Annotated in this window: 20 protein-coding genes; 16 read left to right on the forward strand and 4 right to left on the reverse strand. The window is 71.8% G+C overall.

Translation table 11 applies throughout. The annotated features are described in order from the left end of the window. Window positions 1-288 precede the first annotated feature (288 nt). Together K8556_RS29080 and K8556_RS29085 are read right to left on the reverse strand one after the other, a co-directional pair. Window positions 289-2097, reverse strand: a complete 1809-nt coding sequence (locus tag K8556_RS29080) for a fatty acyl-AMP ligase (RefSeq protein ID WP_223743375.1) — start codon at window positions 2095-2097, stop codon at window positions 289-291. A gap of 7 nt (window positions 2098-2104) precedes the next feature. Next, window positions 2105-2722 (reverse strand): outer membrane beta-barrel protein, encoded by a 618-nt coding sequence (locus tag K8556_RS29085; protein WP_223743376.1) that lies wholly within the window; start codon window positions 2720-2722, stop codon window positions 2105-2107. 247 nt (window positions 2723-2969) lie between these two features. Between K8556_RS29085 and K8556_RS29090 the strand changes: the two genes are divergently transcribed. Beyond that, the gene (locus tag K8556_RS29090; protein ID WP_223743377.1) at window positions 2970-4304 is read left to right on the forward strand and encodes an amidohydrolase; all 1335 of its coding nucleotides are present in this window, start codon (window positions 2970-2972) and stop codon (window positions 4302-4304) included. A 112-nt stretch (window positions 4305-4416) separates the two neighbouring features. Continuing rightward, entirely contained in the window at window positions 4417-4902 is a 486-nt protein-coding gene (locus K8556_RS29095) for a hypothetical protein (protein WP_223743378.1), read from the forward strand. A 15-nt stretch (window positions 4903-4917) separates the two neighbouring features. Here K8556_RS29095 and K8556_RS29100 read toward each other — a convergent pair whose 3' ends face one another. Continuing rightward, the gene (locus K8556_RS29100) at window positions 4918-5376 is read right to left on the reverse strand and encodes a YaiI/YqxD family protein (RefSeq protein ID WP_223743379.1); all 459 of its coding nucleotides are present in this window, start codon (window positions 5374-5376) and stop codon (window positions 4918-4920) included. A gap of 199 nt (window positions 5377-5575) precedes the next feature. Between K8556_RS29100 and K8556_RS29105 the strand changes: the two genes are divergently transcribed. The 12 genes from K8556_RS29105 (at window position 5576) to K8556_RS29160 (ending at window position 21929) form a co-directional block, all read left to right on the forward strand. Beyond that, window positions 5576-7501 carry a LodA/GoxA family CTQ-dependent oxidase gene (locus K8556_RS29105; protein ID WP_223743380.1) on the forward strand — a complete coding sequence of 642 codons (1926 nt, stop codon included), beginning with the start codon at window positions 5576-5578 and terminating at the stop codon, window positions 7499-7501. Window positions 7502-7504: 3 nt separating this feature from the next. Continuing rightward, window positions 7505-8671, forward strand: coding sequence for a tryptophan 7-halogenase (locus K8556_RS29110; RefSeq protein ID WP_223743381.1), 1167 nt, complete (start codon window positions 7505-7507; stop codon window positions 8669-8671). Next, window positions 8668-11751 (forward strand): hypothetical protein, encoded by a 3084-nt coding sequence (locus K8556_RS29115; protein ID WP_223743382.1) that lies wholly within the window; start codon window positions 8668-8670, stop codon window positions 11749-11751. The genes K8556_RS29110 and K8556_RS29115 overlap by 4 nt, the downstream gene beginning before the upstream one ends. 49 nt (window positions 11752-11800) lie before the next feature. Continuing rightward, window positions 11801-13180: a hypothetical protein gene (locus tag K8556_RS29120; RefSeq protein ID WP_223743383.1), complete on the forward strand. Its 1380-nt coding sequence runs from the start codon at window positions 11801-11803 to the stop codon at window positions 13178-13180. Window positions 13181-13306: 126 nt separating this feature from the next. Beyond that, window positions 13307-13657 carry a hypothetical protein gene (locus K8556_RS29125; protein WP_223743384.1) on the forward strand — a complete coding sequence of 117 codons (351 nt, stop codon included), beginning with the start codon at window positions 13307-13309 and terminating at the stop codon, window positions 13655-13657. A gap of 51 nt (window positions 13658-13708) precedes the next feature. Continuing rightward, entirely contained in the window at window positions 13709-14683 is a 975-nt protein-coding gene (locus tag K8556_RS29130; RefSeq protein WP_223743385.1) for a metallophosphoesterase, read from the forward strand. 433 nt (window positions 14684-15116) lie between these two features. Continuing rightward, entirely contained in the window at window positions 15117-17153 is a 2037-nt protein-coding gene (locus K8556_RS29135; RefSeq protein ID WP_223743386.1) for a TonB-dependent siderophore receptor, read from the forward strand. Between the two features lie 31 nt (window positions 17154-17184). Next, window positions 17185-17844 (forward strand): HmuY family protein, encoded by a 660-nt coding sequence (locus K8556_RS29140; protein WP_223743387.1) that lies wholly within the window; start codon window positions 17185-17187, stop codon window positions 17842-17844. Then, the gene (locus K8556_RS29145) at window positions 17844-18926 is read left to right on the forward strand and encodes a hemin-degrading factor (RefSeq protein ID WP_223743459.1); all 1083 of its coding nucleotides are present in this window, start codon (window positions 17844-17846) and stop codon (window positions 18924-18926) included. The genes K8556_RS29140 and K8556_RS29145 overlap by 1 nt, the downstream gene beginning before the upstream one ends. Further along, window positions 18923-19786 carry a hemin ABC transporter substrate-binding protein gene (locus K8556_RS29150; RefSeq protein ID WP_223743388.1) on the forward strand — a complete coding sequence of 288 codons (864 nt, stop codon included), beginning with the start codon at window positions 18923-18925 and terminating at the stop codon, window positions 19784-19786. Before K8556_RS29145 ends, K8556_RS29150 begins: the two co-directional genes overlap by 4 nt. Continuing rightward, entirely contained in the window at window positions 19783-20862 is a 1080-nt protein-coding gene (locus K8556_RS29155; protein ID WP_223743389.1) for an iron ABC transporter permease, read from the forward strand. Before K8556_RS29150 ends, K8556_RS29155 begins: the two co-directional genes overlap by 4 nt. 263 nt (window positions 20863-21125) lie before the next feature. Then, window positions 21126-21929: a heme ABC transporter ATP-binding protein gene (locus tag K8556_RS29160; protein ID WP_223743390.1), complete on the forward strand. Its 804-nt coding sequence runs from the start codon at window positions 21126-21128 to the stop codon at window positions 21927-21929. A 96-nt stretch (window positions 21930-22025) separates the two neighbouring features. Here the strand turns inward: K8556_RS29160 and K8556_RS29165 are convergent, their stop codons facing one another. Next, window positions 22026-22697, reverse strand: a complete 672-nt coding sequence (locus K8556_RS29165) for a TetR/AcrR family transcriptional regulator (protein WP_223743391.1) — start codon at window positions 22695-22697, stop codon at window positions 22026-22028. A gap of 70 nt (window positions 22698-22767) precedes the next feature. Between K8556_RS29165 and K8556_RS29170 the strand changes: the two genes are divergently transcribed. Both K8556_RS29170 and K8556_RS29175 read left to right on the forward strand, forming a co-directional pair. Next, window positions 22768-23652: an SDR family oxidoreductase gene (locus tag K8556_RS29170; protein ID WP_223743392.1), complete on the forward strand. Its 885-nt coding sequence runs from the start codon at window positions 22768-22770 to the stop codon at window positions 23650-23652. Between the two features lie 416 nt (window positions 23653-24068). After that, window positions 24069-25250, forward strand: a complete 1182-nt coding sequence (locus K8556_RS29175) for a FadR/GntR family transcriptional regulator (RefSeq protein ID WP_223743393.1) — start codon at window positions 24069-24071, stop codon at window positions 25248-25250. Window positions 25251-25313 lie beyond the last annotated feature (63 nt).

A 25313-nucleotide genomic window follows, 5' to 3' on the forward strand; every position in this document is an offset into this window, starting at 1 on the left:
AAGCCTGTCGGACAGTCGGACCGGTTTGTGGACCGGGCTGTGGGGGCGCCCCTGTCCGCCTGGGAGACAAGAACCTGTCGGACCGTCGGACAGGTTTGTGGACCGGGGCTGGCGGGGCCCCCGTCGTCCGGACAGCGGAAAGCTCAAAGCTGTCCGACTGTCGGACAGGTTTTGGACCTGTGCCGGGCGGGGGGAGGTCCGTTGCCCGGGGCTTGGGCGCCCCGGCTTCATGCTTTGGACCGCGCCCCGGTGGCGCCTGGCTTCCGCCGCGCGGCGGGCCCCCTGGGCTCAGGGGAGGTGGGCGTCCAGGTCCCCCACGCGTGCTGGTACTCGGGCCAGGACCCGGAACTCCCGCGCTGAACGCTCGGTGTTCGGGCCCGCGCCTCCCATCGCGGTCGTGCACCAGGTGTGCAACTCGCGCAGCGCTCCGGTGAGGAACGCCTCCCGTGTGGCCCTTCGCTGCACCTTGCCGCTGGAGGTCTTCGGCAGGCTCCCGGGCTCGATGAGCACCACCGCTCGGGGTCTCACCTCGTGCACCGTCGCCAGCCGTCCGCGGATGGCGCCCAGCACGGGGGCCACCTCGCCGTCCCACCTGCGGGCATCCACCTCCTGCACCACGACGAGGTGCTCCTCTCCGTCCACCTCCACGCCGAAGGCCACGCCGCATCCGGGCCTGAGCGCGGGGTGGCTCTCCTCCACCACCGTCTCCAGGTCCTGCGGGTACAGGTTCCGGCCTCGCACGATGATCAGGTCCTTCGCTCGCCCCGTGACGTACAGCTCCCCGTTGTCCAGGAAGCCCAGGTCCCCGGTCCGCAGGTAGGGCCCGTCTCCCTGCGCGGTCCTCGCCTGGAACACCCGCGCGGACTCCTCCTCGCGATTCCAGTAGCCCTTCGCCACGCTGGGCCCCTTCACCCAGACCTCGCCCACCTCGCCCTGCGGGAGCACGTGGCCGGTGTCCGGCGCCACGATGCGCAGGGATTGATCCGGCAGCGTGGCGCCACTGCCCACCAGCGTCCGGGCCGCGCCAATGGGGGCCCTCGCGCTGCCTGCCTCCAGCGCGGCGGCGTCCACGTCTCGCAGGACGGGCGCGGCGTCCTTCTCGCCGCCGGAGACGATGAGCGTCCCTTCCGCCAGGCCGTAGCATGGGTAGAACGCCTCTCGCCGGAAGCCCTGCGGTCCGAACGCCTCCGTGAAGCGCGCCAGCGTCTCCGGACGGATGGGCTCCGCGCCGCAGAACGCCACCTCCCAGCGGCTCAGGTCCAGGCCCTCCCGTTCCGCGGGCGGAATGCGCCGCACGCACAGGTCGAACGCGAAGTTGGGCCCGCCGCTGATGGTGCCGCCGAAGCGGGTGAGCGCCTCCAGCCATGCGCGGGGCCGCTTGAGGAACGTCAGCGGCGACATCAGCGCCGTGTGGAAGCCCTGCGCCAGCGGCACCAGCACGCCGCCAATGAGCCCCATGTCGTGGTACGGCGGCAGCCAGATGACGCCCACGCTGTCGTCGCATGTCTGGAAGGCGCGGCGGATGGCCCCCAGGTTGTGCAGCAGGTTGCCGTGACTGAGCATCACGCCCCGGGGCGCCCCCGTGCTGCCGGACGTGTACTGGAGGAACGCCAGCGTGTCGGCCGTCACGTCCGGCCGCTTCCACGTGCCCGCGTCGCCTTCCCCCAGCGCGTCCGTCGCCACCCACTTCAGCGCGCGCAGCTCCGGCGCGTCCGTGAAGAGGAACTCCGCCATGGACAGGATGACGGACGTGGTGAGCACCACCGTGGCCCCGGAGTCCGCGATGAGCGCGCGCAGGCGGGGCAGGGTGCGCTCCAGCCTGGAGGGGTCCGGCGGATACGCCGGCACCGCCACCAGCCCCGAACACACGCAGCCGAAGAACCCTCGGAGGTAGTCCGCGCCAGGCGGATAGAGCAGGGCCGCGCGCTCGCCTTTCGCCGCGAGCGATTGGAGCGCGGCGGCGATGCGGTGCGCGCTGGAGGCCAGCGCACCCCGGGTGAGCGTCACCTCCGCGCCGTCCTCCAGGAAGGTGTAGAGGCGTGGATCCGCGGGACGGCGGCTTCGCTCGTCGAGGAGGTCGATCAGCGTGACGGACATTCGCACCTCAATAGCTGCCGCCAATCATCAGCAGGCCCGCGTAGCGGCCATCCCCCGCGCCAATGTTCTGCGCGGGCGCGAAGTCCTGTCCGAAGAGGAAGCTGTAGGTGCCGCGCACCTCGGCCGTGAGCTGGGGGTTGAACTTGAAGCGCACGCCCGCGCCCACGGGCGCGTAGCCCCCGGTGTCGTCGAAGAACCGGAAGAAGTTGCCCTCGCGCACAGAGTAGCGCTCGACGCCGATGCCCCCGAGCACATACGGCTGCAACCGCGTGTGGGTGAAGCCGACCGTGAGCGCCGCCTGCCCTCCGTTCCGCACGATGTCCGGGGTTCCGAAGAACGAGCCGTTCGCGACGGACAGGTTGCTCACGCCGCCGCTGTAGCCCAGCTCCACGCCCAGGTAGTCATTGGCGCGGTAGCCCACGAGGACGCCATACGACGGCCCTGGATCCAGGTTGGGCGCGAGCTTGCCCGTGTAGCCCTCCACGCCCAACCCGAGGAGGAAGTAGGGGCCCTGCCAATCCACGCGTCCCACCTGCGTGGGCGCGTCCGACGGTGGGTCCTGGGCGCTGGCGGCGCCACCCGTCAGTCCCGCCAGGCAGAACCCCAGTGCGATGCTTCGCCTCATGACCGCTCCCTCCATGTGTCGCGTGCGCAGCCAGAAGGTGGCCTCCGGGGGAGGGGCGGACAACGAACGGACAGGCGGTACCCCGGAGGCCCACGGCGCCCCGGAGGGTGGGGGAGGCGGCGCGCGAGGCCGTGCCCCCGCCTGCCTCCCTGCCCCTCCCCTGTGATGCCTGACGCGTGGCTTCCACCTTGAGCCGTACCCGGATGCCCTCGACACCTCCTCGCGTCCGGGACGGGAGCCCACCGCCATGAACGACGCCGCCCATCCCCAGTCCGCAGCGGGCCCGTCCACCGTCTCAGGCCTCCAGGCCCGTGCCCGGCGCGTCCTCGCGCACCTGGACGCGGTGCTGCCGGACGTGGACGCGCTCTACCTCGACCTGCACGAACACCCGGAGCTGTCCGGCCAGGAGGCGCGCACGGCCGCCCAGGTGGCGCGCCGGTTGGAGGCGGAGGGCTACGAGGTGAGCCGGGACGTGGGCGGCCACGGCGTGGTGGGCCTCTTGCGCAACGGCGACGGGCCCACGGTGCTCCTGCGCGGGGACATGGACGCGCTGCCCGTGGAGGAGAAGACGGGGCTGCCGTACGCGAGCCGCGCGCGGACGGAAGACGGTGCGCCGGTGATGCACGCGTGCGGCCATGACGTCCACACCGCGTGCCTGGTGGGCGCGGCGGCGGTGCTGGCGCGCTCGCGCGGCGCGTGGCGCGGCACGGTGATGGTGGTGGGGCAGCCGGCGGAGGAGACCCTCCAGGGCGCGAAGGCGATGCTGGACGCCGGGCTCTACTCGCGCTTCGGCACGCCGGACGCGGTGCTGGGGCAGCACACGGCGCCGCTGCCGGTGGGCACCTTCATGCACCGCGAGGGCGTGACGATGATGGGCTCCGCGCACGTGCGGATCCGCCTCTTCGGCCGGGGCGCGCACGGGGCGCAGCCGGAGCTGTCCGTGGACCCCGTGGTGCTGGGGGCCAGCGTGGTGCTGCGCCTGCAGACCATCGTGTCGCGCGAGCTGTCGCCGCTGGAGTCCGCGGTGGTGACGGTGGGCCACTTCCAGGCGGGCTCGCGCGCCAACGTGATTCCGGAGGAGGCGCTCCTGGAGCTGACGGTGCGCACGGAGGACGACGCGGTGCAGGCGCGGGTGCTCGCCGCCATCGAGCGCATCGCGAAGGGCGAGGCCGCGGCGGCGGGCGCGCCAGCGCCTCCCCAGGTGGAGGTCGTCAACCGCGGGCCGGTGAACCGCAACGACCCGGAGCTCCTCCGCCGCGTCCGGGACGCGCACGCGGAGTGGTTCGGCCGCGACGCGCTGGTGCCGGGCGTGCTCGTCACCGCGAGCGAGGACTTCCCCTTCTTCGCCCGGGGGCCGGAGCACCCGGTGCCCACCGCGTACTGGTACCTGGGCATCACGCCGCGAAAGACCTGGGAGGAGGCGCCGGGCGCGACACCCCAGGAGAAGATGGCGCACGTGCCGGGGCCGCACTCCAGCCGCTACGCCCCGGACCGCGCGGGCTCACTGCGCGGGGGATGCGAGTCACTCACCGTGGCGGCGCTGGCCTGCCTGCACGGGGGCGATGCGTCCTCGGACCATTGAAGAGGGCCCCGGCCTGGAGCGGGGCCGCTGGCCCGGCTGGCTCCCTGTCGCTTGCCCCCGCCGCGAGTGCCTCCAACTTGAGTGGCGGACGACACTTCTGGAGGACATCCCGATGAAGCTTCCGCTCATGGCCTCGCTGTCCGCGCTCCTGCTGGGCGGCTGCGCCACGCAGACCGCGTCCGTTCCACAGGAGTCCCCGGCCAAGGCGTTCGCCAGCGACGAGATGTCCTGGGACTCGGAGGAGTCGCCGCGCACGCAGGAGATGCTGGCCAAGCACGGCATGAACTTCTACGGAACCGTGGGCGCCGAGGCCCAGGCCAACGCCGAAGCCACCGGAGGCACGGGCAGCCCATGGTCCTCGAAGCCCGAGGACCAGCAATGCGTGGACATCAACGAGGTGGGCACGGGCGGCTCGGGCAGCATCGACATGCGCGACGTGGACAACCTGGCCCCGGAGGCCGTGCCGTCACAGAACCCCGGCGCGCGGCTGGACATCATCCCGGAGGCCTGGAACCGCAACAAGGGCATCGGCACGAGCCCCGTGGCGCCGTCCACCGGAACGCCTCCCGCGGAGGGCAGCGGCGGCGCGGGCCATTAGACAGACGCCGTGGCCTCAGCCCTGCTGCTTCGCCAGCCGGGTCAGCTCGCGGTCCAGCGTGGCCGCGAACCGCTGGCGGTCCTGCGGTGAGAAGCCGCCGGGGCCGCCCGTGTTCACGCCGCTGTCGCGCAGCTCCTGCATGAAGTTCCGCATCGACAGGCGCTCGTCGATGGTCTCCGGCGTGAAGAGCTCCCCGCGCGGGTCCATCACGACGACGCCCCTGGGGACGAGCAGCGCGGCCAGGGGGATGTCCTGTGTGACGGCCAGGTCCCCGGCCTCCGCGGACGTGGCGATGTGCCGGTCCGCCACGTCCAGCCCCGCGCCCACCTGCACGGTGGACACGTACGCCAGGCGCGGCAGCGCCAGCGGCTTGTTCGCCACGAAGACGATGGGCACCTTCACGCGCTGCACGGCGCGCAGCAGGATGTCCCGCACGGGCCCCGGACATGCATCGGCATCGACCCAGATTCTCATGCGCGCCATCCTCGCTGATTGCCCCGCCCGGGTCAGGCGCGTTGACGCGTCAGCGCGCGGGCTGACACGTCACGGCCGCAACCCCTGACACGTCAGGCGGCCCGCGCGCCCGCAAGCGCCCCGCGCAACCCTCCAGAATCCTTTGCGGCTTGTGCATGGATTTCCTGGTGTGTGGATTGCAGCGGGGTGGGGCATGGCCATGAGCCCGACCTACCGAATCCACCCTGCCATTGGCATCGCACGCGTTGGCAACAGCGAGGACTACTACCTGGGCCCGGTGACGGCCGGGGGGCTGCCGCTGGAGAAGGATGGCCAGACGGAGGTGAAGGCCTTCCGCGACGCCCAGGGCGGCATCCGCCGGCAGGCGGCGCGCTTCCAGGTGTTCGTCTATGACGACAAGAGCCCGCGGGGCCGCCCCGTGGCGCTGGGGCAGGACGTCCAGGACGTCCTGTGGACCGTGCACGTGGCCAACAAGAAGGCGGCCTGGTACGAGTTCCAGCAGCTCTCCGGCGTGGATGGCAAACACGCCGGCCAGCCGCTGCGCAACCCTCGGACGCCGTCGGGGCAGCGCAATGGCCTCATCATCGACCCGGGGCCCCGCACGGTCGCGGCCCGGGGATACACGGGGCTGCCGTCCCAGTCCGCCCTGGACGCGGCGCACGCGCCCCGGGGCTACCCGGTGAGCTTCCCGGCGACGGGCCTGGTGCCGGAGCAGAGCGACATCACCACGCTGGGCCAGCTCTCCGTGGACGGCCAGGGCCGCATGGACTTCCGGGGCGGCTACGGGCGCTCCGGGTGCTCCACGCGGTGGATGGTCACCACGGCGCTGCTCAACACCGTCAACACCACCGACATCAACGCGCCCGGCTACCTGCCGCCCGCCGCGGTCGCGGGGCTGCGGCAGATCGCGGACATCGGGTATCCCACGGAGGCGGCGTTCCGGGCGGCCATCATCGGCATCTTCGGCCAGAACGTCGGCACGGGCCTGGCCCTGGACGTGGAAGCGATTGCGTACGAGCAGCCGCGCATCGACAACTACGCCAACAACAACTTCTGGTGGGACGACACCTCGGACGGCCCCGTCACCGCCCGGGTCATCCTCCCGAACGGCACCTCCGTGGAGGTGACTCCCGCCTGGGTGATGGTCGCGCCGCCGGCCTACGCGCCGCAGATCCTCAACATGGTGACGCTCCACGACACCATCTACGACGCGCTCGTGCGCTCGAGGAACCTGGCGCCGGACCTCTATGGCCCCAACGGCTTCAACCCCGGCTACGTGCCCAACTTCCAGGCGGAGATCCGCCCCATCCTGGCGCGGCCTTCCATCTACCAGTGGGTCGCCAACATCAACGCGCAGGGCACCGAGGGACATGACGGGGTGGTGCGGCAGGACGGGTCTCCGTCCAACTTCTTCGGCTACCTGCGCCAGCCGGGCCATGAGAACGACCCGACGCCGGGCCTGATGCCCAAGCTGGCCGGGGATGATCCGCTGCAGGGCGAGCCCAACGTCATCCCCAGCGCCCCGAGCAAGTACTTCACGCTGACGCGCACGCAGTACTTCCTGCTGCAGCAGTTCAGCAAGCAGGTGTACTCCAAGGACCCGCCGCCCGCGTCCACGCTGGGGCCCGGCGAGCAGTGGGACCGCGGGGTGCTGGAGAACTGCGTGGGCGGGCCGTTCTGCCCGGGCATCGAGATGACCTGGCTGTGCCGCGACCCGGCCATCTACGAGGAGCCCTTCCGCATCAAGCCCATGCCGTCCACCGGCAACGCGGGCCTCCAGTGGGACACCGAGCCCACCGCGGGCCACGGCCTCCAGCCCGGAGACGCCACCAAGTACATGGCGCTGCCGTGGCAGGCGGACTTCAACGAGTGCTCCAACCAGACCACCGACTACACCAACCTCTGGTGGTGGCCCGCGCAGCGGCCGTACTTCGTCTCGTACCTGGAGGGCGGCCAGGTGAAGCAGGACTACTGGACGCGTCCGGCCGGCGCCAACTTCGTCGTCGACGAGACCATGGTCTTCAACTGGAAGGACCTGGGCTTCATCCTCAAGCAGTCCGGCCCGGGCCCGCTGTTCCTGGAGGTCGAGCGCCGGCCGTTGGAGCACAAGGACAGGACGGCCTGAGCCGTGGGCGACCTCCGGTTTGACGTCGCCGTGCTGGGCGGCGGTCCCGCGGGCGCGGCGCTGGCGCTGGCGCTGCGCAGGCACCCGGGCCTGCGCGTCGTCCTGTTCGAGCGCTCCACCTACGCGCAGCCCCACCTGGGCGAGACGCTGCCTCCGGACAGCCGGCGGCTCTTGGCGCGGCTGGGCGTCTGGGAGGCGTTCGCGCGCCAGGGGCACCTGCGCTCCATGGGTTCGTGCTCGCGCTGGGGGGACTCCGCGCTGGGCTACAACGACCACCTGCGCTCGCCGTGGGGGACGGGCTGGCACCTGGACCGTGCCCGGTTCGACCGGATGCTCGCGGACGAGGCCTCGCGCCACGGCGTGGACGTGCGCACCGGCGCGGCGGTGACGGACTGGGCGCCCCTGGCGAGCGGCGGCCACCGGCTCTTCCTGGCCATGGAGGCGGATGCGCCCCGGGCCTTCGTGGACGCGCGCTTCGTGGTGGACGCCACGGGACGGAGCGCTGTGTTCGCCACGTCGCGGGGGGCCCGGCGCCACACGGTGGACCGCGCCTTCGGCGTGTGCGGCACGTTCGCGCTCCAGCCCGGCCGCGACGTGGACGCGCTCACGCTGGTGGAGGCGTGCGAGGACGGCTGGTGGTACTCCGCGCGGATGCCCGGGGACCAGGTCGTCTTCGGGCTGATGGGCGACCGGGACTCGCTCCAGGGGCTGTCTCCGAAGGACGCCGGGGCCTGGCGCGCCCGGATGGCGCGCGCGCCGGAGACGCGCCGCCGCCTGGAGGCCTGTGACTTCACCGGCGCTTGCCTGCGCGCGGTGTCCGCGAACGTCGCCTGCCTGGACCGCCTGCACGGCGAGGACTGGCTCGCGGTGGGGGACGCCGCGTGCACGTTGGATCCGCTGTCCTCGCAGGGCACGTCCCAGGCCCTGCGCTCGGCGCATCAGGCCGCCGAAGCGGTGGGCCGGTACCTCCGGGGTGACCCCTCCGCGCTGCGCCTGCACGAGGCGCGGACGCGGCACGAGTTCCAGGAGCACCTGCGCATCCGCGAGGGCTACTACCGCCTGGAGCGCCGCTGGCCCACGGCGCCGTACTGGCGCAACCGCCAGCAATCCCACGCACCCCTTCCATTCGCCGCAGCCCTGAACCCCCTCGCCGTTGGGAAGAACGCATGACAACCGGACGCCATCGACCTTCGCGCCACCTGCTCGCCGCCGCGGGGGCGCTCCCGCTCGCCGGAGTCCTCGCGCTGGGCGCGTGCACCTCCTGGGAGCGCACCCTGGACGCGCCACCCACCCAGGCCGTGGCCGCGATGGACGGCTACCTGTCGCCGCCCTTCCCGGTGTTCCCGCACGGCAACACGCTCACGTCATCCCTGGCGGACAGCCACCCGTCGGTGCAGCAGTTCCTGACGTACTACAGCCAGCGGGCCGGCGTGACGGTGCCCAACCTGACGCGCGCGTCGCTGTTCGCGCTGCCCAAGCGGTCGCTGGACATCGCGCACAACGGCCTGGACCTGGCGTCGGGCAACTTCAACTCGTCGCTGGTGTGCCAGTCCTGCCATGACAGCGATTGGAAGGCGTCCGGCACGGACCTGCCGCAGATGTCCTTCTGGGCGCAGCCCGGCGTGGCGCGGGTGGACCCCTCCGGCAAGCGGGACCTGGCGTCCAACTGGTCGCTGTTCGGGGACTGGAGCGGCTCCATCAAGGCGCTGGCGGCGCGCGACCCCGTCTTCCTGGCGCAGGTGGAGAACACGCGCGCCCTGTCTCCGAACCAGCCGGAGCAGGTGGACAACCTCTGTCTGCGCTGCCACTCGCCGCTGGGCCAGCGGCAGGCGAACCAGCAGGGGAAGCTCTTCAGCCACTTCATGCTGTATTCGACGCCCGAGGGCTCCGGCTACACCAGCCCCGTCCACGACCCGAACGCGAGCCCCGCCAACGCCACGCTGGGCGCGCTGGGCCGCGACGGCGTGTCGTGCGCCGCGTGCCACGACGTGGCGCCCCAGCAGGGCCTGCCCTGGGACGGCAAGGACTTCACGACGTTCTACGGCAGCGAAGCCAACAGCGTGTTCGGCGGGAACCTGTCCAACCGCCTGAAGGACGCGGGCGACTCCAGCCAGCCTCCGCCGTTCCCGTTCACCTCGCACATGAACACCCGGCCGGGCTCCGTGGTGGGGCCGGACACGGGGCTCAACATCGCGCCCATGGCCGCGGCGGGCCTGGGGCTGGAGACGGCCACCAACGCGGCGGGAGGCCAACCGTACCTGCGCGACGCGACGGTGTGCGGCTCCTGCCACGTGGTGGTGCTGCCCAAGGTGCCGGACCGGTACAGCAATGCGCTGACCATTCAAGAGGCGCAGTCGCGCGGCGGCTACGTGAAGCCGGCGAGCTGCCCGACGGGCCAGAAGAACTTCACCGGCGACTTCCTCACGGACCCCTGCGTGGGGCTGGCCTACGAGCAGACGACGTACTTCGAGTGGCTCAACAGCGGCTACGCCACCCAGACGGCGTCCTGCCTCACGTGCCACATGCAGTTGGCCAGCGTGTCCACGAACGACGGCTTCGAGCCGGTGGCGCAGGTGAACGCGGACCTGGCGAAGTTCTACCAGGGCAACACGGCCACGACGCCGCGCCAGTACAACCGGCACACGCTCCTGGGCGTGAACCTGTTCGTCCACGAGATGTTCCAGCAGTTCCCGGACGTGCTGGGCATCGAGTACTACCCGTCTGAGAACTCGGTGGTGCCGCCGTTCCTCCAGTCGGCTCCCATCCGCACGCGCACGGGCAACCTCATCCTCAACCCGGGCGCGGAGAATGGCGACACGCAGGGCTGGAAGGTGCTCGCGGGCACCCAGATGCAGGCCGTCAAGAGCGAAGGGACCGTCAAGCCCGCGCACGGCCAATACTTCTTCACCGTGCGCGGTGGCGCCTCCGGGACCGAGGGGGCGACGCTGACGCTCGACGTGTCCCAGTACGCCCAGTACATCGACCGCAACGGCGGCGAGGTGGACCTGAACTGGGGCGCGAGCGTGTTCTACCGGAACGCCTTCGAGAAGAACCTGCCAATCCAGCTCACGTTCGGGGGCTCGAGCCACATCCCGGACGTGCCCGATTTCAAGAACCCGCCCTACAGCACGTGGCTGAGCTTCAACCGGAACGTCCATCTGAGCCCTGGGACCCGCTCGGTCACCGTGGTGCTGCCGGCCAACATCGGGGTGGATGACCTGTTCCTGTCCCTGACGCTGCCGGAGTCCGCCGCGCCCCTGCTGACGGACGCGAGCCGGAGCTACGCGGTGGCGAAGAACCTGCTCAACGCGGAGCAGTCCATCCTGGACCTGGCGGTGAACACGTCGCAGGGCGTCTTCAACCCGCTGAAGCCGGCGGTGCAGGTGTCCGTCGCGCCGCCCACCAACGCAGGCGCCACGCAGGACTTCGCCGTCACCGTCACCAACAACGTGGGGCACAAGTTCCCCAGCGGCGCGGGCTTCCGCCGGGCCTTCGTGCAGTTCGAGCTGCTGGGCGACGGCGGCCGGGTCCTCTGGGCGTCCGGTCAGCCGAACGCCTGGGGTGCCATCTGCCAGGGCGCGTGCAACGTGGCTGGCAGCAACACGCTGCCCTCCGAGTTCGCCACCACCGCCGGCCAGCTCCAGCCCCACCGCCAGGTCATCACCGACGAGTCGCAGGCGCAGATCTACGAGCTGCGCGTGGTGGACGACTACAAGCAGCTCACCTCCACGGAGCTCCAGCAGTTCCAGGGCGTGAAGGACAACCGCATCCTGCCGCTGGGCTGGGTGCCGCCCTCGGCGCGCAATCCCTCGGACGCGTTGCTGGGGCTCAACCTCCAGCAGCTCGCCACGCTGACGGAGCCGATGAGCACGGTGCTGGGGGCCGGTGACACGAGCGTCACCAGCGATCCGGACTACAGCGCGAAGTCCGCGCCGGGCCTGGACCGCGTCACGTACCGCGTCCCCACGAACCGCGCGGCGGGCTGGAAGTCCGCGCGGGTGCGGGTGAACTACCAGACCATCCCGCCCTTCTACCTGGCGGCGCGCTTCAAGGAGGGGCTGACGAACATCCAGGGCCAGCCGAAGTCGCCGGGCCCCGCCATGTCGCGGCTCATCTACATGACCAGCCGGCTCAACAACCAGTCCGGCCTGTCGTACGCGCCGGACCCCAGCCAGCCGTCGAAGAAGGTCGACTTCCTCAGCAACTGGACCATGGTCATGGGCGAGTGGACGCAGGTGTCCACGCCGTAGGTGACGTCAGGGCGCGCGGGGTGGACGGGGATTCGCTAGAAGCAATGTCATGCTTCCGGCGTCCTCCCCGTCCCCTCGCGACTTCGCGGCCTCGTCCCTGGCGGTCTGGCTGCTGTGTCTGGGATTGTTCGCGGTCTACACCGCGAGCCAGGTGCAGATGCAGACGGACTCGCTGTGGTCCATCCCGTCCGCGGCCAGCATCCTCCACGAGGGCAACGCCGACCTGGACGAGTACGCGCCGTCATTCACGCCGGCGACCGCGTACGCGCGCGGCGTCCACGGCGGGCGCACCTACTACGAGTACCCGCCCGGGGTGATGGTCTCCGCGCTCCCGTTCCTGGCGGCCGCGGAGGGGCTGTTCTCGCTGGGCCGGCCGCTGCTCGCGCACCTGGGGACTCCGGGCGCGGAGGCGCTGGCGTGGCTGGAGCTGTTCCGGAGCACCGGCAAGGTGGACCTGGGCTCCTTCCACCGCACCGAGCAGCTCATCGGTTCGTTCTACGTGTGCGCCGCCGCGGGCGTGCTGTTCGTCGCGCTGCGAAGGCGCGTGTCCCCCCGCGCCGCGCTCGTCACCGTGCTGCTCTTCGGGCTGGGGACGACGGCGTACTCCACCGCCAGCCGCGTCCTCTGGCAGCACGGCCCCGGGCTGCTCGCCGTCGCCTGTGTCGTGCTGCTGCTGGCGCGGCCCGCGCAGACGCCGCGCACCGCGTCGCTCGCCGGGCTCGCGGTGGCGCTCGCGTATGTGTGCCGGCCCACGCACTCGCTCTCCGTGGTCGTCGTCACCGCGTACTTCGTCCTGCGCTTCCGCCGGCTGCTGCCCGCGTACTTCGCGGGCGCGGCGCTCGTGGCGCTGCCGTTCTGCGGGTACAACCTCCACGTCTACGGCTCGCTCCTGTCGCCGTACTACACGCACCCGCTGGACCTCATGGGGTCGCGCTTCGTCATGGCGCTGGCCGCGAACCTGGTGAGCCCGTCGCGCGGGCTGCTCCTCTATTCGCCGTTCCTGGTGCTCGCCGGGGTGGGGTTCGTCCAGCGGTGGAGGAGCCGGGAGCTGGAGCCCGCCGAGAAGGCCTTCGCCGTCATCGTGCTGCTGCACTGGGTGGCCATCTCCGCGTTCCCCATCTGGTGGGCGGGGCACTCGGTGGGGCCGCGCTTCTTCACGGACGTGCTGCCCTATCTCGTCGTCTTCCTCGCGAATCCGGTGCAGCTCGCGCTGGAGGCGCCTCGCCAGCACCGCGTCCTGGCGGGCGTGCTGGCCGCGACGGCCGCGTTCAGCGTCGTCTTCCACTGGCGCGCCTCCACCTCCTATGACGTGCACGCGTGGAACTCCGTGCCGGTGGACGTGGACAGCGCGACGGAGCGCGTCTGGGACTGGAGGGATCCGCAGCTCCTGCGCGCCGTCCCGGCCCGCTTCCGCGGCAACTCCCCGTAGGGCAGGGGCTCCGTCGCCTGGCTGCCTCCCGGCATGCGCCAGCGCCCGGACGGCCAAGGGTCTTGGCGTGCGCCGGAGACGCCCTCAGCTTTCCACCGGACCTTTCTGTTGGAAGGAGGCGGTGTCATGGCGAAGGCGATGGGCAAGCTGCCGCGCGCGCTGGGATGGTTCAGCGTGGGCCTGGGCGTCACGGAGCTGTTGGGAGCGTGGAACCTGCTCCGGTTCTTCGGCATCTCGCGCGGGGACCGGTGGGTGCGCGCCTACGGCGCCCGGGAGCTCGCCGCCGGGGTGGCGCTGCTGAGTCCCGCGAGGAAGCGCCCGTGGCTGTGGGCGCGCGTGGCCGGTGACGCGCTGGACCTGGCCACCCTGGGCAAGGGCCTGCGCGAGCCGGGCGTGCGCAAGGGTCGCCTGCTCGCCGCGACCGGCGCCGTCGCCGGCGTCACGCTGCTGGACATCTACGCCGCGGCGAACGCGTAGGCCGGGCGGGACGTGCGCTAGGCTTCCGCCCTCTTCGAAGGAAGGAAGCCCGTGCGTCCCGTTCTCCTGTCCCTGCTGCTCCTGCCCGCGCTCGCGGGTGCCGCCGCCCCGAAGGCGCAGGACCCGTACGTCTTCCAGGGCGTGGAGCGCATCGTCGCCGTGGCGGACGTGCACGGGGACGTGGAGGCGCTGAAGGAGGTGCTCCGGCTCGCGGGGCTCATCGACGCGAAGGACCGCTGGATTGGCGGCAAGGCGCACCTGGTGCAGACCGGGGACCTGCCGGACCGGGGCGACCACACCCGCGACGCCTTCGAGCTGCTCATGCGCCTGGAGACCGAGGCGCGCAAGGCCGGCGGCCGCGTGCACCCGCTCCTGGGCAACCACGAGCTGATGAACATGCGCGGAGACCTGCGCTACGTCACGCCCGGCGAGTTCGCCTCCTTCGCGGACCAGTCCCCCGTCGCTGACGGCCCGGGTGAACCCCGGGGGCTCCGGGGCCACGCCGCCGCCTACGCCGCGGACGGGCGCTATGGGAAGTGGCTGCGCTCGCACCCCGCGGTCATCCGCATCAACGACACGCTCTTCCTCCACGGCGGCCTGGCGCCCACCGTCCCCGGCACCACGCTGGAGGAGGTGAACCGTTGGGTGTGGCAGGACCTGACGCCGGGGCAGGCGCCCGGCGGCGGCGTGGATCCGCAGGGCCCGGTGTGGTTCCGCGGCTACGCCATCGATGACGAGGCGAAGTGGGACGCGGGCCTCACGCAGGTGCTGGAGCGCTTCGGTGCCCGCCGCATGGTGATGGGCCACACGCCTTCGAAGGATGGCCGGCTCTCCATCCGCTTCGGTGGCCGCGTCATCGTCATCGACACGGGACTCAGCACCCACTACGGCCGCCACCTGGCCGCGCTGGAGCTTCGCGGCGACCGGCTCACCGCGCTCTATCCCGAAGGCCGGGTGCCCCTGCTCACCCCCACGAAGGCCGCCGCGCCCGCCCCGCGCCCCGAGGCGAAGACGGGCACGAAGTAGACGGTCCTTCCCTGAACGCCCACTGGGAGGGGGCGCCGGAAGTCTTTTGACTTTGAGAGTCAGTATCAATATCGTCTGGCCCCATCGAGCGCGGGAGCCGCGATGCACGAGGGATGCGGGCCACAGGGAGGTGCCGGGGAGCTGCGCTGCCTGTGCGGCAGCTTGCTGGCGCGGCTGGTGCCGGGCGGTGTGGAGCTGAAGTGCCGCCGGTGTCACCGGACGCGGGTGGTGCCGCTGGAGCCGGGGGCGTCGGCGGAGCCACGGGGTGGCGGTGCTCCCCGGAGGGGTCGCGGCTGAGACGCAGTGAAGGGACGGGCCTCCGGTGAGGGGCCCGAGGCAGTGTGTTTCCTGAGGCCCGAGGCCCTTTGAGCCCAGCGCCCGTCAGGCTTCCCGTGAGGGGAGGCCCCCGGCTTTCGTGCCGGGAGGACGTGGGATGCAGGGGCGTTGGTGGCTGTGCGCGCTGCTGTGGAGTGCCCTGTCGGGCCTGGCCCGGGCGGAGGACGTGCCGGCCTCGGATGGAGGCGTGGCTCAGGCTGCGGCTGCGTCGCCGTCGGAACTGGCAGCCACCGCCAGGGCCACGGAAGCCGTGCCCGCGAAGCCAGCTCAGGCGGTGAATGCCGCGCTCGCGGTGGATGAGCCTGCCGCGCTCCAGACGGTGGTGACGGGCTCTCGCACGCGGGAGCGCCTGAGCGAGACGCCGGTGGCCACCGAGGTCATCACCCGTTCGGAGATTGTCGCGAGCGGCGCGCGAGACGCGTCGGAGTTGCTCTCTTCGCGCCCGGGCTTCGTGGTGCAGCAGGGCTTCGCGGGCGCAGGACTGTCCATGCAGGGACTGGCCCCGGAGTACGTGCTGGTGCTGGTGGACGGGGAGCGCGTCACCGGCAAGGTGGACGGCACCATCGACCTGTCGCGCCTGTCTCTGGAGGACATCGAGCAGGTCGAAATCGTGAAGGGCCCCGGCTCCGTGCTCTACGGCAGCGACGCGGTGGCGGGCGTGGTGAACTTCATCACCCGCCGCGCGCAGCGCATGCTGGGCGCGGACCTGCGCGCCGCGTACGGCACGCTCGGGCGCCTGGACCTGGACGCCACGGGCGAGACGCGCGGCGACGCGTGGGGCCTGCGCATGAGCGCCGGGCTCCAGCGGCGCTCGGCCTATGACCTGGACGCCTCGGACATCGGCACCACGGGCAGCAGCCTGAGCGGCTACGACCTGTCCGCGCGCGGGGACTGGCGCGGCGCTGGGGCGATGTCGCTGGAGGGCACCGCGTCCTTCTCCCACCGCATCCAGCGCGGCGTGGACCTGGGCGCGGCGGGCGCGGTGTTCGATCGCGCCAGCCGCGACAACAGCATCGCCTCGCGCGTATCTCCGTCCTGGCGCCTGGGCGACACGACGACGCTGCGCGCGGACGTGTCCTACGGGCACTTCGAGCGGCGCTACCTGCGCGACCAGCGCAACGCCTCCGCGCTGGACACCGTGGAGGACACGCGCGACCAGCAGGCCCGCGTGGGCGCGCAGGTGGACACGCGCCCCGGCGGCGGACACGCGCTGGTGATGGGCACCGAGTACCTGGGCGAGTGGCTGCGTTCGGACCGGCTGGACGGTGGAAGCGGCCGGCGCGGGCGCGGCTCCGTGTACGCGCAGGACCACTGGACGCTGGCGGAGAAGCCGGGGCTGGTGCTGGTGACGGGCGGAAGGCTGGACGTGGACTCGCGGTTCGGGTTCGCGGCCACGCCGCGCGTGGCGCTGAAGGTGGACCCGTTGTCGTGGCTCACCGTGCGTGGCGGCTACGGCTGGGGCTACCGAGCGCCGAGCTTCCAGGACCTGTTCATCGACTTCGAGAACCCCTCGGTGGGCTACACCGTGCGCGGCAACCCGGACCTGAAGCCGGAGCGCTCGCGCAGCTTCAGCCTCGACGTGGAGGCGCATCCCACGCGCGACTCCGGGGTGTGGGTGGGCCTGTTCCAGCACTCGCTGCGCGACATGATCTCCGCGTCGCTCCAGTCCGAGGGCGACTTCCTGCGCTACTCGTACGTCAACATCGCCCGGGCCCGCGTGCGCGGCGGAGAGCTGGGGCTGCGACAGTCGCTGCCCGGCCGCGTCCAGTTGGAGCTGGGCTACACGCTCACCGACGGCACCGACGAGGAGAACGGCCTCGCGCTGGAAGGTCAGGCGCGCCACCGGCTCACCGCGCAGGCCACGTGGCGCCACCGCCCCTGGGGCCTGGAGGCCCACGTGCGCGGCGCGCTCACCGGCGAGCGTCCCTTCCATCCCGATACCAACGGAGACGGTGTGGCGGATTCCTACCGTGCCAGCCCCACCGTCTCCCTGGACGCCCGGGTCGCCTGGCGGATGCCAGCGGGCGGGCTCCAGCTTTTCGCAGTGGGCAGCAACCTCACCGGTGCGGGCAATCCGACGGACCTGCCCATTCCCCCCCGCACCCTCCAGGCCGGCGTCTCCGCCCGGTTCTGATTCCTCCACCCAGCACCCTGAAGGAGTCCGCATGTTCCCCATTCCCCTCCGTCCCACCTTCCTGGGCCGCGCCCGCGCGGCGCTGCTCATCGCGGCCCTGGGCACCGCGTGCGGTAACGACCTCCAGCCCACGCCCGGGCCCGGCGACGACGAGGACCCCATCGTCACGCCGCAGGACGGCGCGAACCTGAAGCACCACGACAACGGCGATGGCTCCTTCACCTCCGTCGTGGACGCGTCCAACGCGGAGGCGTGGGTGGGCGTGGATCTGGACACGGGCAAGCAGGTGAGCGCGGCGGAGGACGCGGTCTGGGACCTGGCCTTCCAGCGCTACACGGTGAAGGCGCGCGGCGGCGTCAGCGGCACGGGCGGCGTGCAGGTGGCCATCGTGCCGAACGTGGCGTTCGCGGCGCTCACCCAGGCGCCCGCGTCCGGCTACCTGACGGACGCGGCGGACGGCCCCGACACCGGCGGCAGCCCGGACACCGTCTTCAACGCGGGGGACGGCTGGTACCTCTACGACCTGTCGACCCACATGCTCACGCCGCGCGACCAGCTCTACGTCGTGCGCTCGGATTCAGGGGCGTACTTCAAGGTGCGGGTGCAGTCGTACTACGACGCCGCCGGCACGCCCGGGATGATGAAGCTGCTCTGGGCGAAGGTGGACGCGCCGGCCGGGGTGCGGCCGTGATGGGCGGCACGGAGGCGGTGGCAGGCCCGCTCGCCGCGCTGCGGGAGCTCTGGCAGGCCCTGCGTGAAGCCGAGCCGCGCCTGCGCATCCGCGACGCGGCGGAGCGGCTGGGGGTGAGCGAGGCGGAGTTGCTCGTCACCGGAGTGAGCGGCGAGCTGGTGCGGTTGGAGCCTCGCTTCGACGTACTGCTGCCCCGGCTGGAATCACTGGGCCGGGTGATGGCGCTCACGCGCAACGCGTCCGCCGTGCATGAGAAGAAGGGCGTCTACCGCAACGTGGAGCTGCACGGCGCGCGGGCGCTGGTGCTGGACGAGGACATCGACCTGCGGCTGTTCCTGTCGCGCTGGTGCTTCGTCTTCGCGCTGCGCGAGGACCTCTCCGGCCAGGTGCGCCGCGGCTTCCAGGTGTTCGACGCGGCGGGCACGGCGGTGCACAAGCTCTACCTCCAGGACGACGCGAACGTCGCCGCCTTCGAGGGGCTGGTGCGCGAGCTCCAGCACGAGGACCCGCGCCACGTGCTGGACGTGGTGCCGGTGGCTCCGCCCGCCGGGCCCCGGCCGGATTCGGAGATCGACACGCCGGGGCTCAAGGCCGGCTGGCGCGCGCTCCAGGACACGCACGAGTTCTTCGCGCTGCTCCACCGGTTCAAGGTGGCTCGCACGCAGGCACTGCGGCTGGCCGGGACGGAGTTCGCGCAGCCGGTGACGCCGGACGCACTGGGCTGGACGCTGGAGCGAGCCGCGTCGTCGGCGCTGCCCATCATGGTGTTCGTGGGAAACCCAGGCGCGATCCAGATCCACACCGGCCCGGTGCGCACGGTGCGGCCCATGGGCCCATGGATGAACGTGATGGACCCGGGCTTCAACCTGCATGTGCGCGCGGACCACGTCCACACCGCCTGGGTGGTGCGCAAGCCCACGCGCGACGGCGACGTCACCTCGCTGGAGCTGTTCGACAAGGCGGGGGAGAACATCGCGCTGTTCTTCGGCAAGCGGAAGCCGGGCGAACGGGAGTCCCCGGCCTGGCGGGCGCTGATGGAGGAGCTGGTCCAGACACTGCCCGCGGTGGAGGTGGCGTCATGAGACGGACGGCCTCGAAGTGGGGCCTCGTCACGGCCCTGTTCGCGCTGTCGTCGCACGCGGCGCCTCCCGTGGCGAAGCTCATCACCATTGGACCGGCCATCACGCAGACGGTGTTCGCGCTGGGGGCGGGCGACCGGGTGGTGGGCGTGGACGACTCCAGCGCGGCGCTGCCGGAGGCGTCGCGGGTGCGCACGGTGGGCTATCAGCGCGCGCTGTCCGCGGAAGGGGTGCTGTCGCTGGGCGCGGGCCTGTTGCTGGGCTCCGCGGAGGCCGGGCCTCCGCCGGTGCTGGAGCAGCTCAAGCAGGCGGGCATGGCGGTGGAGACGTTCTTCAACGCTCCCACGGTGGAGGGCGCGCGTGCGCGCATCCAGGGCATCGCGGAGCGGCTGGGGACGCCGGAGCGGGGCAGGGCGCTGGTGGCGAAGCTGGACCAGGACCTGGCGAAGGCGGCGGAGCGCGCTGCGCGGGTGAAGGGCGCGAAGCCGCCGCGCATCCTCGCCATCTACGCGCGTGGCGCGGGCACGATGATGGTGGCGGGCTCGGACACCGTGGCGGACACGCTCATCCGCCTGACGGGCGCGGTGAACGCGGCGGACTCGCTGTCAGGCTACAAGCCGCTGGGCGCGGAGGCCGTGGTGGCGGCGGCGCCGGAGTTCGTGCTGCTGCCCGAGGGCTCGGTGTCGGCGGTGGGGGGCGCGGAGGGGCTGGCGAAGCTGCCCGGGCTGTCGCAGGTGAAGGGCTGGAAGCTCGTCACCGTGGAGGACGTGGACTTCATGGGGCTGGGGCCCCACCTGGGCCAGGCGGTGGCCCGCGTGCAGGACGCGGTGGCCCCGGCTTCGGCGAAGGGTGGCGGCAAATGAGCGCGTCGGAGGCCATGCCCGCGTCGCGTCCGGTGTCTTCCCGGCTGCCGGGCGCGGGGCCCTGGGTGACGTTGGGGCTGCTGCTGGCGTGGATGGTCCTGGCGGCGCTGGCGGTGGGCTCCCTGACGGTGCCGCCGTCCGCCATCCTCGGAAGTCTCTGGGAGGCGCTGGGCCTGGGCGAGGCCTCCCACCGGCTGGACACCACGCAGCGCGTGGTGTTGCTCACCTTGCGCCTGCCGCGCGTGCTGATGGCTGTGATGGTGGGCGGGGTGCTGGCGACGACGGGCGCCGCGCTGCAGGCCCTCTTCCGCAATCCGTTGGTGGAGCCCGGCCTGCTGGGAACGTCCAGCGGGGCGGCGCTGGGCGCGGTGCTGGCCATCGTGCTGGACGTGACGCTGGCCGCGCACGTGGGGCCGTTCCGGATGTTGATGGTGCCGGGAGCGGCCTTCCTGGGCGCGCTGTCGGCGACGGTGCTCGCGTTGCGGCTGGGCACGGGAGGAGGGCGCACGGACACGCCGCGCGTGCTGCTGGCGGGCGTGGCGGTGAGCGCGGGTGCGTTCGCGGGCATGGGGCTGCTCACACACAGCGCCTCGGACGCGCAGTTGCGCACCATCACGTTCTGGAGCCTGGGCAGTCTGGGAGGAGCGTCGTGGGAGACCGTGGGCGCCGCGGCGCTCCCGCTGGTCATGACGCTGGCGGTGCTCTTGAGTGAGGCCCGGGCGCTCAACCTGATGCTCCTGGGCGAGCGTGAGGCGTGGCACCTGGGGGTGGACGTGGAGCGGCTCAAGCGCAAGCTCATCCTCGCCGCCGCGCTGGGAGTGGGAGCCGCGGTGTCGTTCTGCGGGATGATTGGTTTCGTGGGCCTGTTGGTGCCGGCGCTGCTGCGAATCGCGCTAGGTCCGGACCACCGGCGGCTGCTGGCCGCGTCCGCGCTGTCAGGGGCATCGCTGCTGCTCGCGGCGGATTTGCTCTCGCGCACGTTGGTCTCGCCGTCGGAGCTGCCAGTGGGCGCGCTCACGTCGGTGCTGGGAGTGCCGGCCTTCATCGGGCTGCTCGCGCGCAAGGGGGCGGCATGAGCCGCGAGGCAAATGAAGCGGGCCGCACCGCCACGCCGCGGGTGGATGGCGTCACCGCGCTGCCTGCTCGCGAGGAGGCGGCATGAGCCGCGAGGCTCATGAAGTGGGCCGCACCTCCGCACCGCGCCTGCCGCCGGGCGATGGTGCCACCGTGCTGCCTGCGCACGAGGAGGTTGTATGAACCGTGAGGCAAATGAAGCGGGCCGCACCGCCACACCGCCGGTGGATGGCGTCATCGCGTTGCCTGCTCGCGAGGGAGCGGCATGAGCCTGGAAGCTCGCGGCATTGAGGTCTGGCGCGGGCGGGGCAGGGTGGCCGGTCCGCTGTCGCTGGAGGTCCGGCCCGGCGAGGTGCTCGCCGTGGTGGGTCCCAACGGCGCGGGCAAGTCGTCCCTCGTCGCGGCGCTGTCGGGCGAGCTTCGCTGCAAGACTGGCGACGTGTACCTGGAGGGCCGCGCGCTGCACCAGTGGCCCGCTCTGGACCGTGCGCAGCGCCTGGGCGTGCTGCCGCAGGAGTCCTCACTGGGTTTCGGCTTCACCGCGCTGGAGGTGGCGGCACTGGGCCGCAGCCCGCATGCCCGGCGTGGCGGCGACACGTCCGACCTGGACATCGCCCGAGCGGCGCTGGATGCCACCGACACGCAGCACCTGGCCTCGCGCGCGTACACCACGCTCTCCGGTGGCGAGCGGCAACGCGTGCAACTGGCCCGCGTGCTGGCCCAACTGTGGACGCCTCCCGCCCGAGGCCACCGCTACCTGCTGCTGGACGAACCGACGGCGAGCCTGGACCTTTCCCACCAGCACCTGGTGCTGGAGTGCGCCCGAACGTTCGCGCAGGACGGCGGCGCCGTGCTCGCGGTGCTGCATGACCTGAACCTGGCCGCGCGGTACGCGGACCGCATCGCGGTGCTGGACCAGGGCCGGTGCGTGGAGACGGGCACGCCTTCGAGCGTGCTGACTCCCGGCCTCATCGCTGGCACCTTCGGAGTGCAAGTCGAGGTGGTGTCGCGGCCGGACCAGCCCGGACCGCTGGTGATTCCCCTGGGCCGCGCACCCGCGCCGCCCTGACCCGCGGCCTTCCTCCCGCGAGGAGGGCGTCCACGCGCGCGAACGCCCCTCCAAGGTCACGCGTCGGACCCTCCTCGCGGAAGGACGTTGTGCCCTTCACACGCGGGCCACGCGCTCCCGCGTCGCTCGCCGGGGACGCGCCAGGGCCGGCTCCGGACGCAGGTAGCCGACCGCGAGCGCGGCGATTTCATCCACGAACGCGTCGTCCTCCACGTAGTCCGGCCGGTCCGTCAGCGCCGTGTGGCACAGCGCCTCCACCGCGTTCACCAGGATGAAGACCGCCATGTCCAGGTTCCGGGGGCGCAGGTCCTCGAAGCGGGGCGCGAGGAACGCCCGCACCAGCCGGTGCAGCCGCTGCGTGTACGCATCCGACAGGCCCCACTGCCGCATCCGCGGCATCAGTTCATGCAGCGCCTGATGCAGGCGAGGGTTCTCCCGCTTCACCGCGAGCACCTGCCGGATGAGCGCGCGCATCGCCACCGGAAGCGGCTGCCCGGCGAGCGGCACCAGCCCGGCCTCGAAGTCCGCCAGTGACCGCGCGCGGTGCTGCTCCATCAGCGCCGTCACCAGCCCCTCCTTGCTGGGAAAATACTGGTAGAGCGAGCCCACGCTCACCCCCGCCTCCTGCGCGATGCGGTTGGTGCTCGCGGCCTCGTAGCCATCCCTGAGCAGAACGCGAGCAGTCGCGGTGAGGATGGCGTCAACCGTGGCCTGCGCCCGCTCCTGGCGAGGCGCCCTGCGACGGGAAGGCGGGGGACGGCGGGGCATGAGGCCTCCTTGAGGGAATGTGAGCACCACGCGAGTTGAGAACGTGAGCGACCGCTCACATTCTAACCTCATGCAAACGACCTCGTCCCAGTCCCCTGTTCGTTCGTCTGTCTCCCCGGCCACCCTGAAGGGCAAGGCCTTCCCCTACGCGGGCCACCGCGCGCTCGTGACGGGCGCGTCGTCCGGCCTGGGGGTGGTGTTCGCCCGCGAGCTGGCGGCGCGAGGAATGGACCTCATCCTGGTGGCCCGCTCCGAGGACCGGATGCGCGCGCTGGCGGCGGAGCTGACGCAGGCCCATCACATCCAGGTGGAGGTCATCGCGTTGGACCTGGGCCGCGAGGGCGCGGGCCGCGAACTGCACGCGCGCTGCCAGGAGAAGGGGCTGCGCGTGGACCTGCTGGTGAACAACGCGGGCTTCGCCACGCACGGTGCCTTCGACGCGGCGCCGTTCGCACGGCAGCACGAACAGGTGATGCTCAACGTCACGTCGCTGGTGGACACCAGCCACCTGTTCCTGCCGGACATGCTCGCGCGCGGCGTGGGCGGAATCCTCAACGTGGCCTCCATCGCGGGCTTCCAGCCGGTGCCGTACATGGCCATCTACGCGGCCACGAAGGCGTTCGTGCTGTCCTTCACGGAGGCCCTGTCGGAGGAGACGCGCGAGCGCGGCGTGCGAGTGACCGCCCTGTGCCCTGGGCCCGTGAAGACGGCGTTCTTCGACGTGGTGGGCACCCAGCAGGCCGCCGTCGGTCCCATGGCGACAGCGGAGGAGGTGGTGCTGAGTGCGCTCAAGGCCCTGGACCAGGGCCGGGCGTCGGTGGTGCCGGGATGGCGCAACTGGCTGCAGGCCAACCTGACGCGCTTCACGCCGCGCTGGCTGGGTCTGCGCGTGGCGGCCGGGATGATGCGGCCTCCGGAGGCGGTGCGCACGGGCCCCGCGCGGCTCGTGCCGTAGCGGAGGGGCCTTGACCCAGGGCGCCGGGAGACACCCATCACCTGCTCAATGTCCGCCAGGACTGTCGCCAGCACGAAGCTCAGCGAGCACGGGTTTCCAAACGACTGAGCGCCAGAGGCTGCGCCGCCCTCCGAGCACGCTCGCCGAAAACCTGTCCGACAGTCAGACAGAGCTGCGCCACCTGAAGCCCAAACCTTGAGAGTTGGCCATGGCCGTATCCGTGCTCGGACGCGAAGAGAAAGCACGGGCCGAGGCCCCCCGCCGGGCCCGAGCGATGAAAACCTGTCCGACAGTCGGACAGGTTTTCCGGAAGCGCGCCCGGCGGGGGCCTCCTTCCGGCAGGGGGCGCGGACAATGAGGTTTCGCGTCCATGTCAGACCCCTGTGGTTGGATGGCGATGCTGAAACGAGGAGGGGATGGGGATGGGACGGGGAGGACTCGTGGCGTATGTGGAAGCGCAAATCGAGCGCGATATCGCACTGGGACGGCTGCACCCGAGCGGACAATTCGGCTCCGAAGCGAAGCTGGCGCGTCGCTATGAGGTGTGCCGGGGCACCATCCGCGAGGCACTGCGGCGGCTGGCGGCGCGGGGACTGGTGGTGCAGCGCCCAGGGCGAAAGACTCGCGCGGTGGCCCTGGATGAATCGCTGACGCTGGAGAACCTGGGGCTGGCGCTGCATGACGCGCGCTCCCCGCAGGCCCGGTGGCTTCTGGAGGGCTACTTCAGCCTCAAGCGGCAGGTGTTGGTGGAGCTGCTCGTCGACTGCTGTTCGAAGGCTTCGGACCGCGACCTGGACCGGCTGGGGAGCACGTGTTTCGGGCTTTGGAACGCGGGGCGCTGGGAGCCGGGGGCACCTTGCGCCCACTTGGAATTCGAGTTGCTTCGGGAGGCGGCGCGCGTGGCGGCGCGTCCCGGGCACGTGCTCCTTGTCCAATCCTTGCAACGGGCATTCCTTGGCGGCGCCGGCCCACTGCTGCCGCTGCTGGGCGGAGAAGCGCTGCGCGCGTGGGCCACCTGTGCGAGGGAGGCCCTCTCGGAGCGGAACGTGCGGGCGCTTCAGCACGAGCTGCCGGCGCTGATGAAGGCTTGCGATGAACTCGTGCTGAATGCCTTTGCTCCTGCTCCTCAGGTATCTGCATCCCCCGAAGCCGCATGCGCCCAGGAGGACTTTTCCGACACCCCTGGGGTGGCCACCGCGCAGGTCGATGCTCCGGAGGCGCATCCCTGTGTTGAGGAGCGTGGCCCTGGCTGGCCCGTGTCGTCTGTCGAGAGCAGTGTGGTGCTCGAGGGTGTCCCCTGCCTCCAGAAGCACGGCTTTCGTGTGGAGCAAACCCGCGAGCCAGGTGGGGCATGCGCCGGGGATTCAATGCGCGCGGCCCCTGGCAACGCGTCCGCTTGTCATACCAGTTCGGGCGCCTTGGGTTCGTCGGAGGAGCAGCTCTTGCCCGAGGTTCCTTCCCGGGGCTCCCACGGCTTCCTTCACGTGGCAGTGCACTCGGACGGCCGCCCGTTCCCTGATGGCTGGGGGCTCCTGGGCCGGTGGACTGCTCGCCTCTGGCGCTTCATCGCCGCTTCGCTGGGCCTGCCTGCTTCGTGAAGGGCGACTGCCCCTGCATCCTCTGGTGTTCCAACTGGAGGGCCCTCGCTTCTGGCTCCACGC

This window comes from Corallococcus sp. AS-1-12, from assembly GCF_020036995.1.
In the GTDB taxonomy this organism is placed as follows: Bacteria; Myxococcota; Myxococcia; order Myxococcales; family Myxococcaceae; genus Corallococcus.

Excerpts from the sequence above, each read along its gene's own strand:
- K8556_RS29090 (WP_223743377.1), top strand. The coding sequence starts at position 2,970 with ATGAACGACGCCGCCCATCCCCAGTCCGCAGCGGGCCCGTCCACCGTC.
- K8556_RS29150 (WP_223743388.1), top strand. The coding sequence starts at position 18,923 with ATGAGACGGACGGCCTCGAAGTGGGGCCTCGTCACGGCCCTGTTCGCG.
- K8556_RS29165 (WP_223743391.1), bottom strand. The coding sequence starts at position 22,697 with ATGCCCCGCCGTCCCCCGCCTTCCCGTCGCAGGGCGCCTCGCCAGGAG.
- K8556_RS29125 (WP_223743384.1), top strand. The coding sequence starts at position 13,307 with ATGGCGAAGGCGATGGGCAAGCTGCCGCGCGCGCTGGGATGGTTCAGC.
- K8556_RS29100 (WP_223743379.1), bottom strand. The coding sequence starts at position 5,376 with ATGAGAATCTGGGTCGATGCCGATGCATGTCCGGGGCCCGTGCGGGAC.
- K8556_RS29170 (WP_223743392.1), top strand. The coding sequence starts at position 22,768 with ATGCAAACGACCTCGTCCCAGTCCCCTGTTCGTTCGTCTGTCTCCCCG.
- K8556_RS29080 (WP_223743375.1), bottom strand. The coding sequence starts at position 2,097 with ATGTCCGTCACGCTGATCGACCTCCTCGACGAGCGAAGCCGCCGTCCC.
- K8556_RS29160 (WP_223743390.1), top strand. The coding sequence starts at position 21,126 with ATGAGCCTGGAAGCTCGCGGCATTGAGGTCTGGCGCGGGCGGGGCAGG.
- K8556_RS29135 (WP_223743386.1), top strand. The coding sequence starts at position 15,117 with ATGCAGGGGCGTTGGTGGCTGTGCGCGCTGCTGTGGAGTGCCCTGTCG.
- K8556_RS29120 (WP_223743383.1), top strand. The coding sequence starts at position 11,801 with ATGCTTCCGGCGTCCTCCCCGTCCCCTCGCGACTTCGCGGCCTCGTCC.
- K8556_RS29140 (WP_223743387.1), top strand. The coding sequence starts at position 17,185 with ATGTTCCCCATTCCCCTCCGTCCCACCTTCCTGGGCCGCGCCCGCGCG.
- K8556_RS29085 (WP_223743376.1), bottom strand. The coding sequence starts at position 2,722 with ATGAGGCGAAGCATCGCACTGGGGTTCTGCCTGGCGGGACTGACGGGT.
- K8556_RS29145 (WP_223743459.1), top strand. The coding sequence starts at position 17,844 with ATGGGCGGCACGGAGGCGGTGGCAGGCCCGCTCGCCGCGCTGCGGGAG.
- K8556_RS29095 (WP_223743378.1), top strand. The coding sequence starts at position 4,417 with ATGAAGCTTCCGCTCATGGCCTCGCTGTCCGCGCTCCTGCTGGGCGGC.
- K8556_RS29115 (WP_223743382.1), top strand. The coding sequence starts at position 8,668 with ATGACAACCGGACGCCATCGACCTTCGCGCCACCTGCTCGCCGCCGCG.
- K8556_RS29175 (WP_223743393.1), top strand. The coding sequence starts at position 24,069 with ATGGGGATGGGACGGGGAGGACTCGTGGCGTATGTGGAAGCGCAAATC.
- K8556_RS29155 (WP_223743389.1), top strand. The coding sequence starts at position 19,783 with ATGAGCGCGTCGGAGGCCATGCCCGCGTCGCGTCCGGTGTCTTCCCGG.
- K8556_RS29105 (WP_223743380.1), top strand. The coding sequence starts at position 5,576 with ATGAGCCCGACCTACCGAATCCACCCTGCCATTGGCATCGCACGCGTT.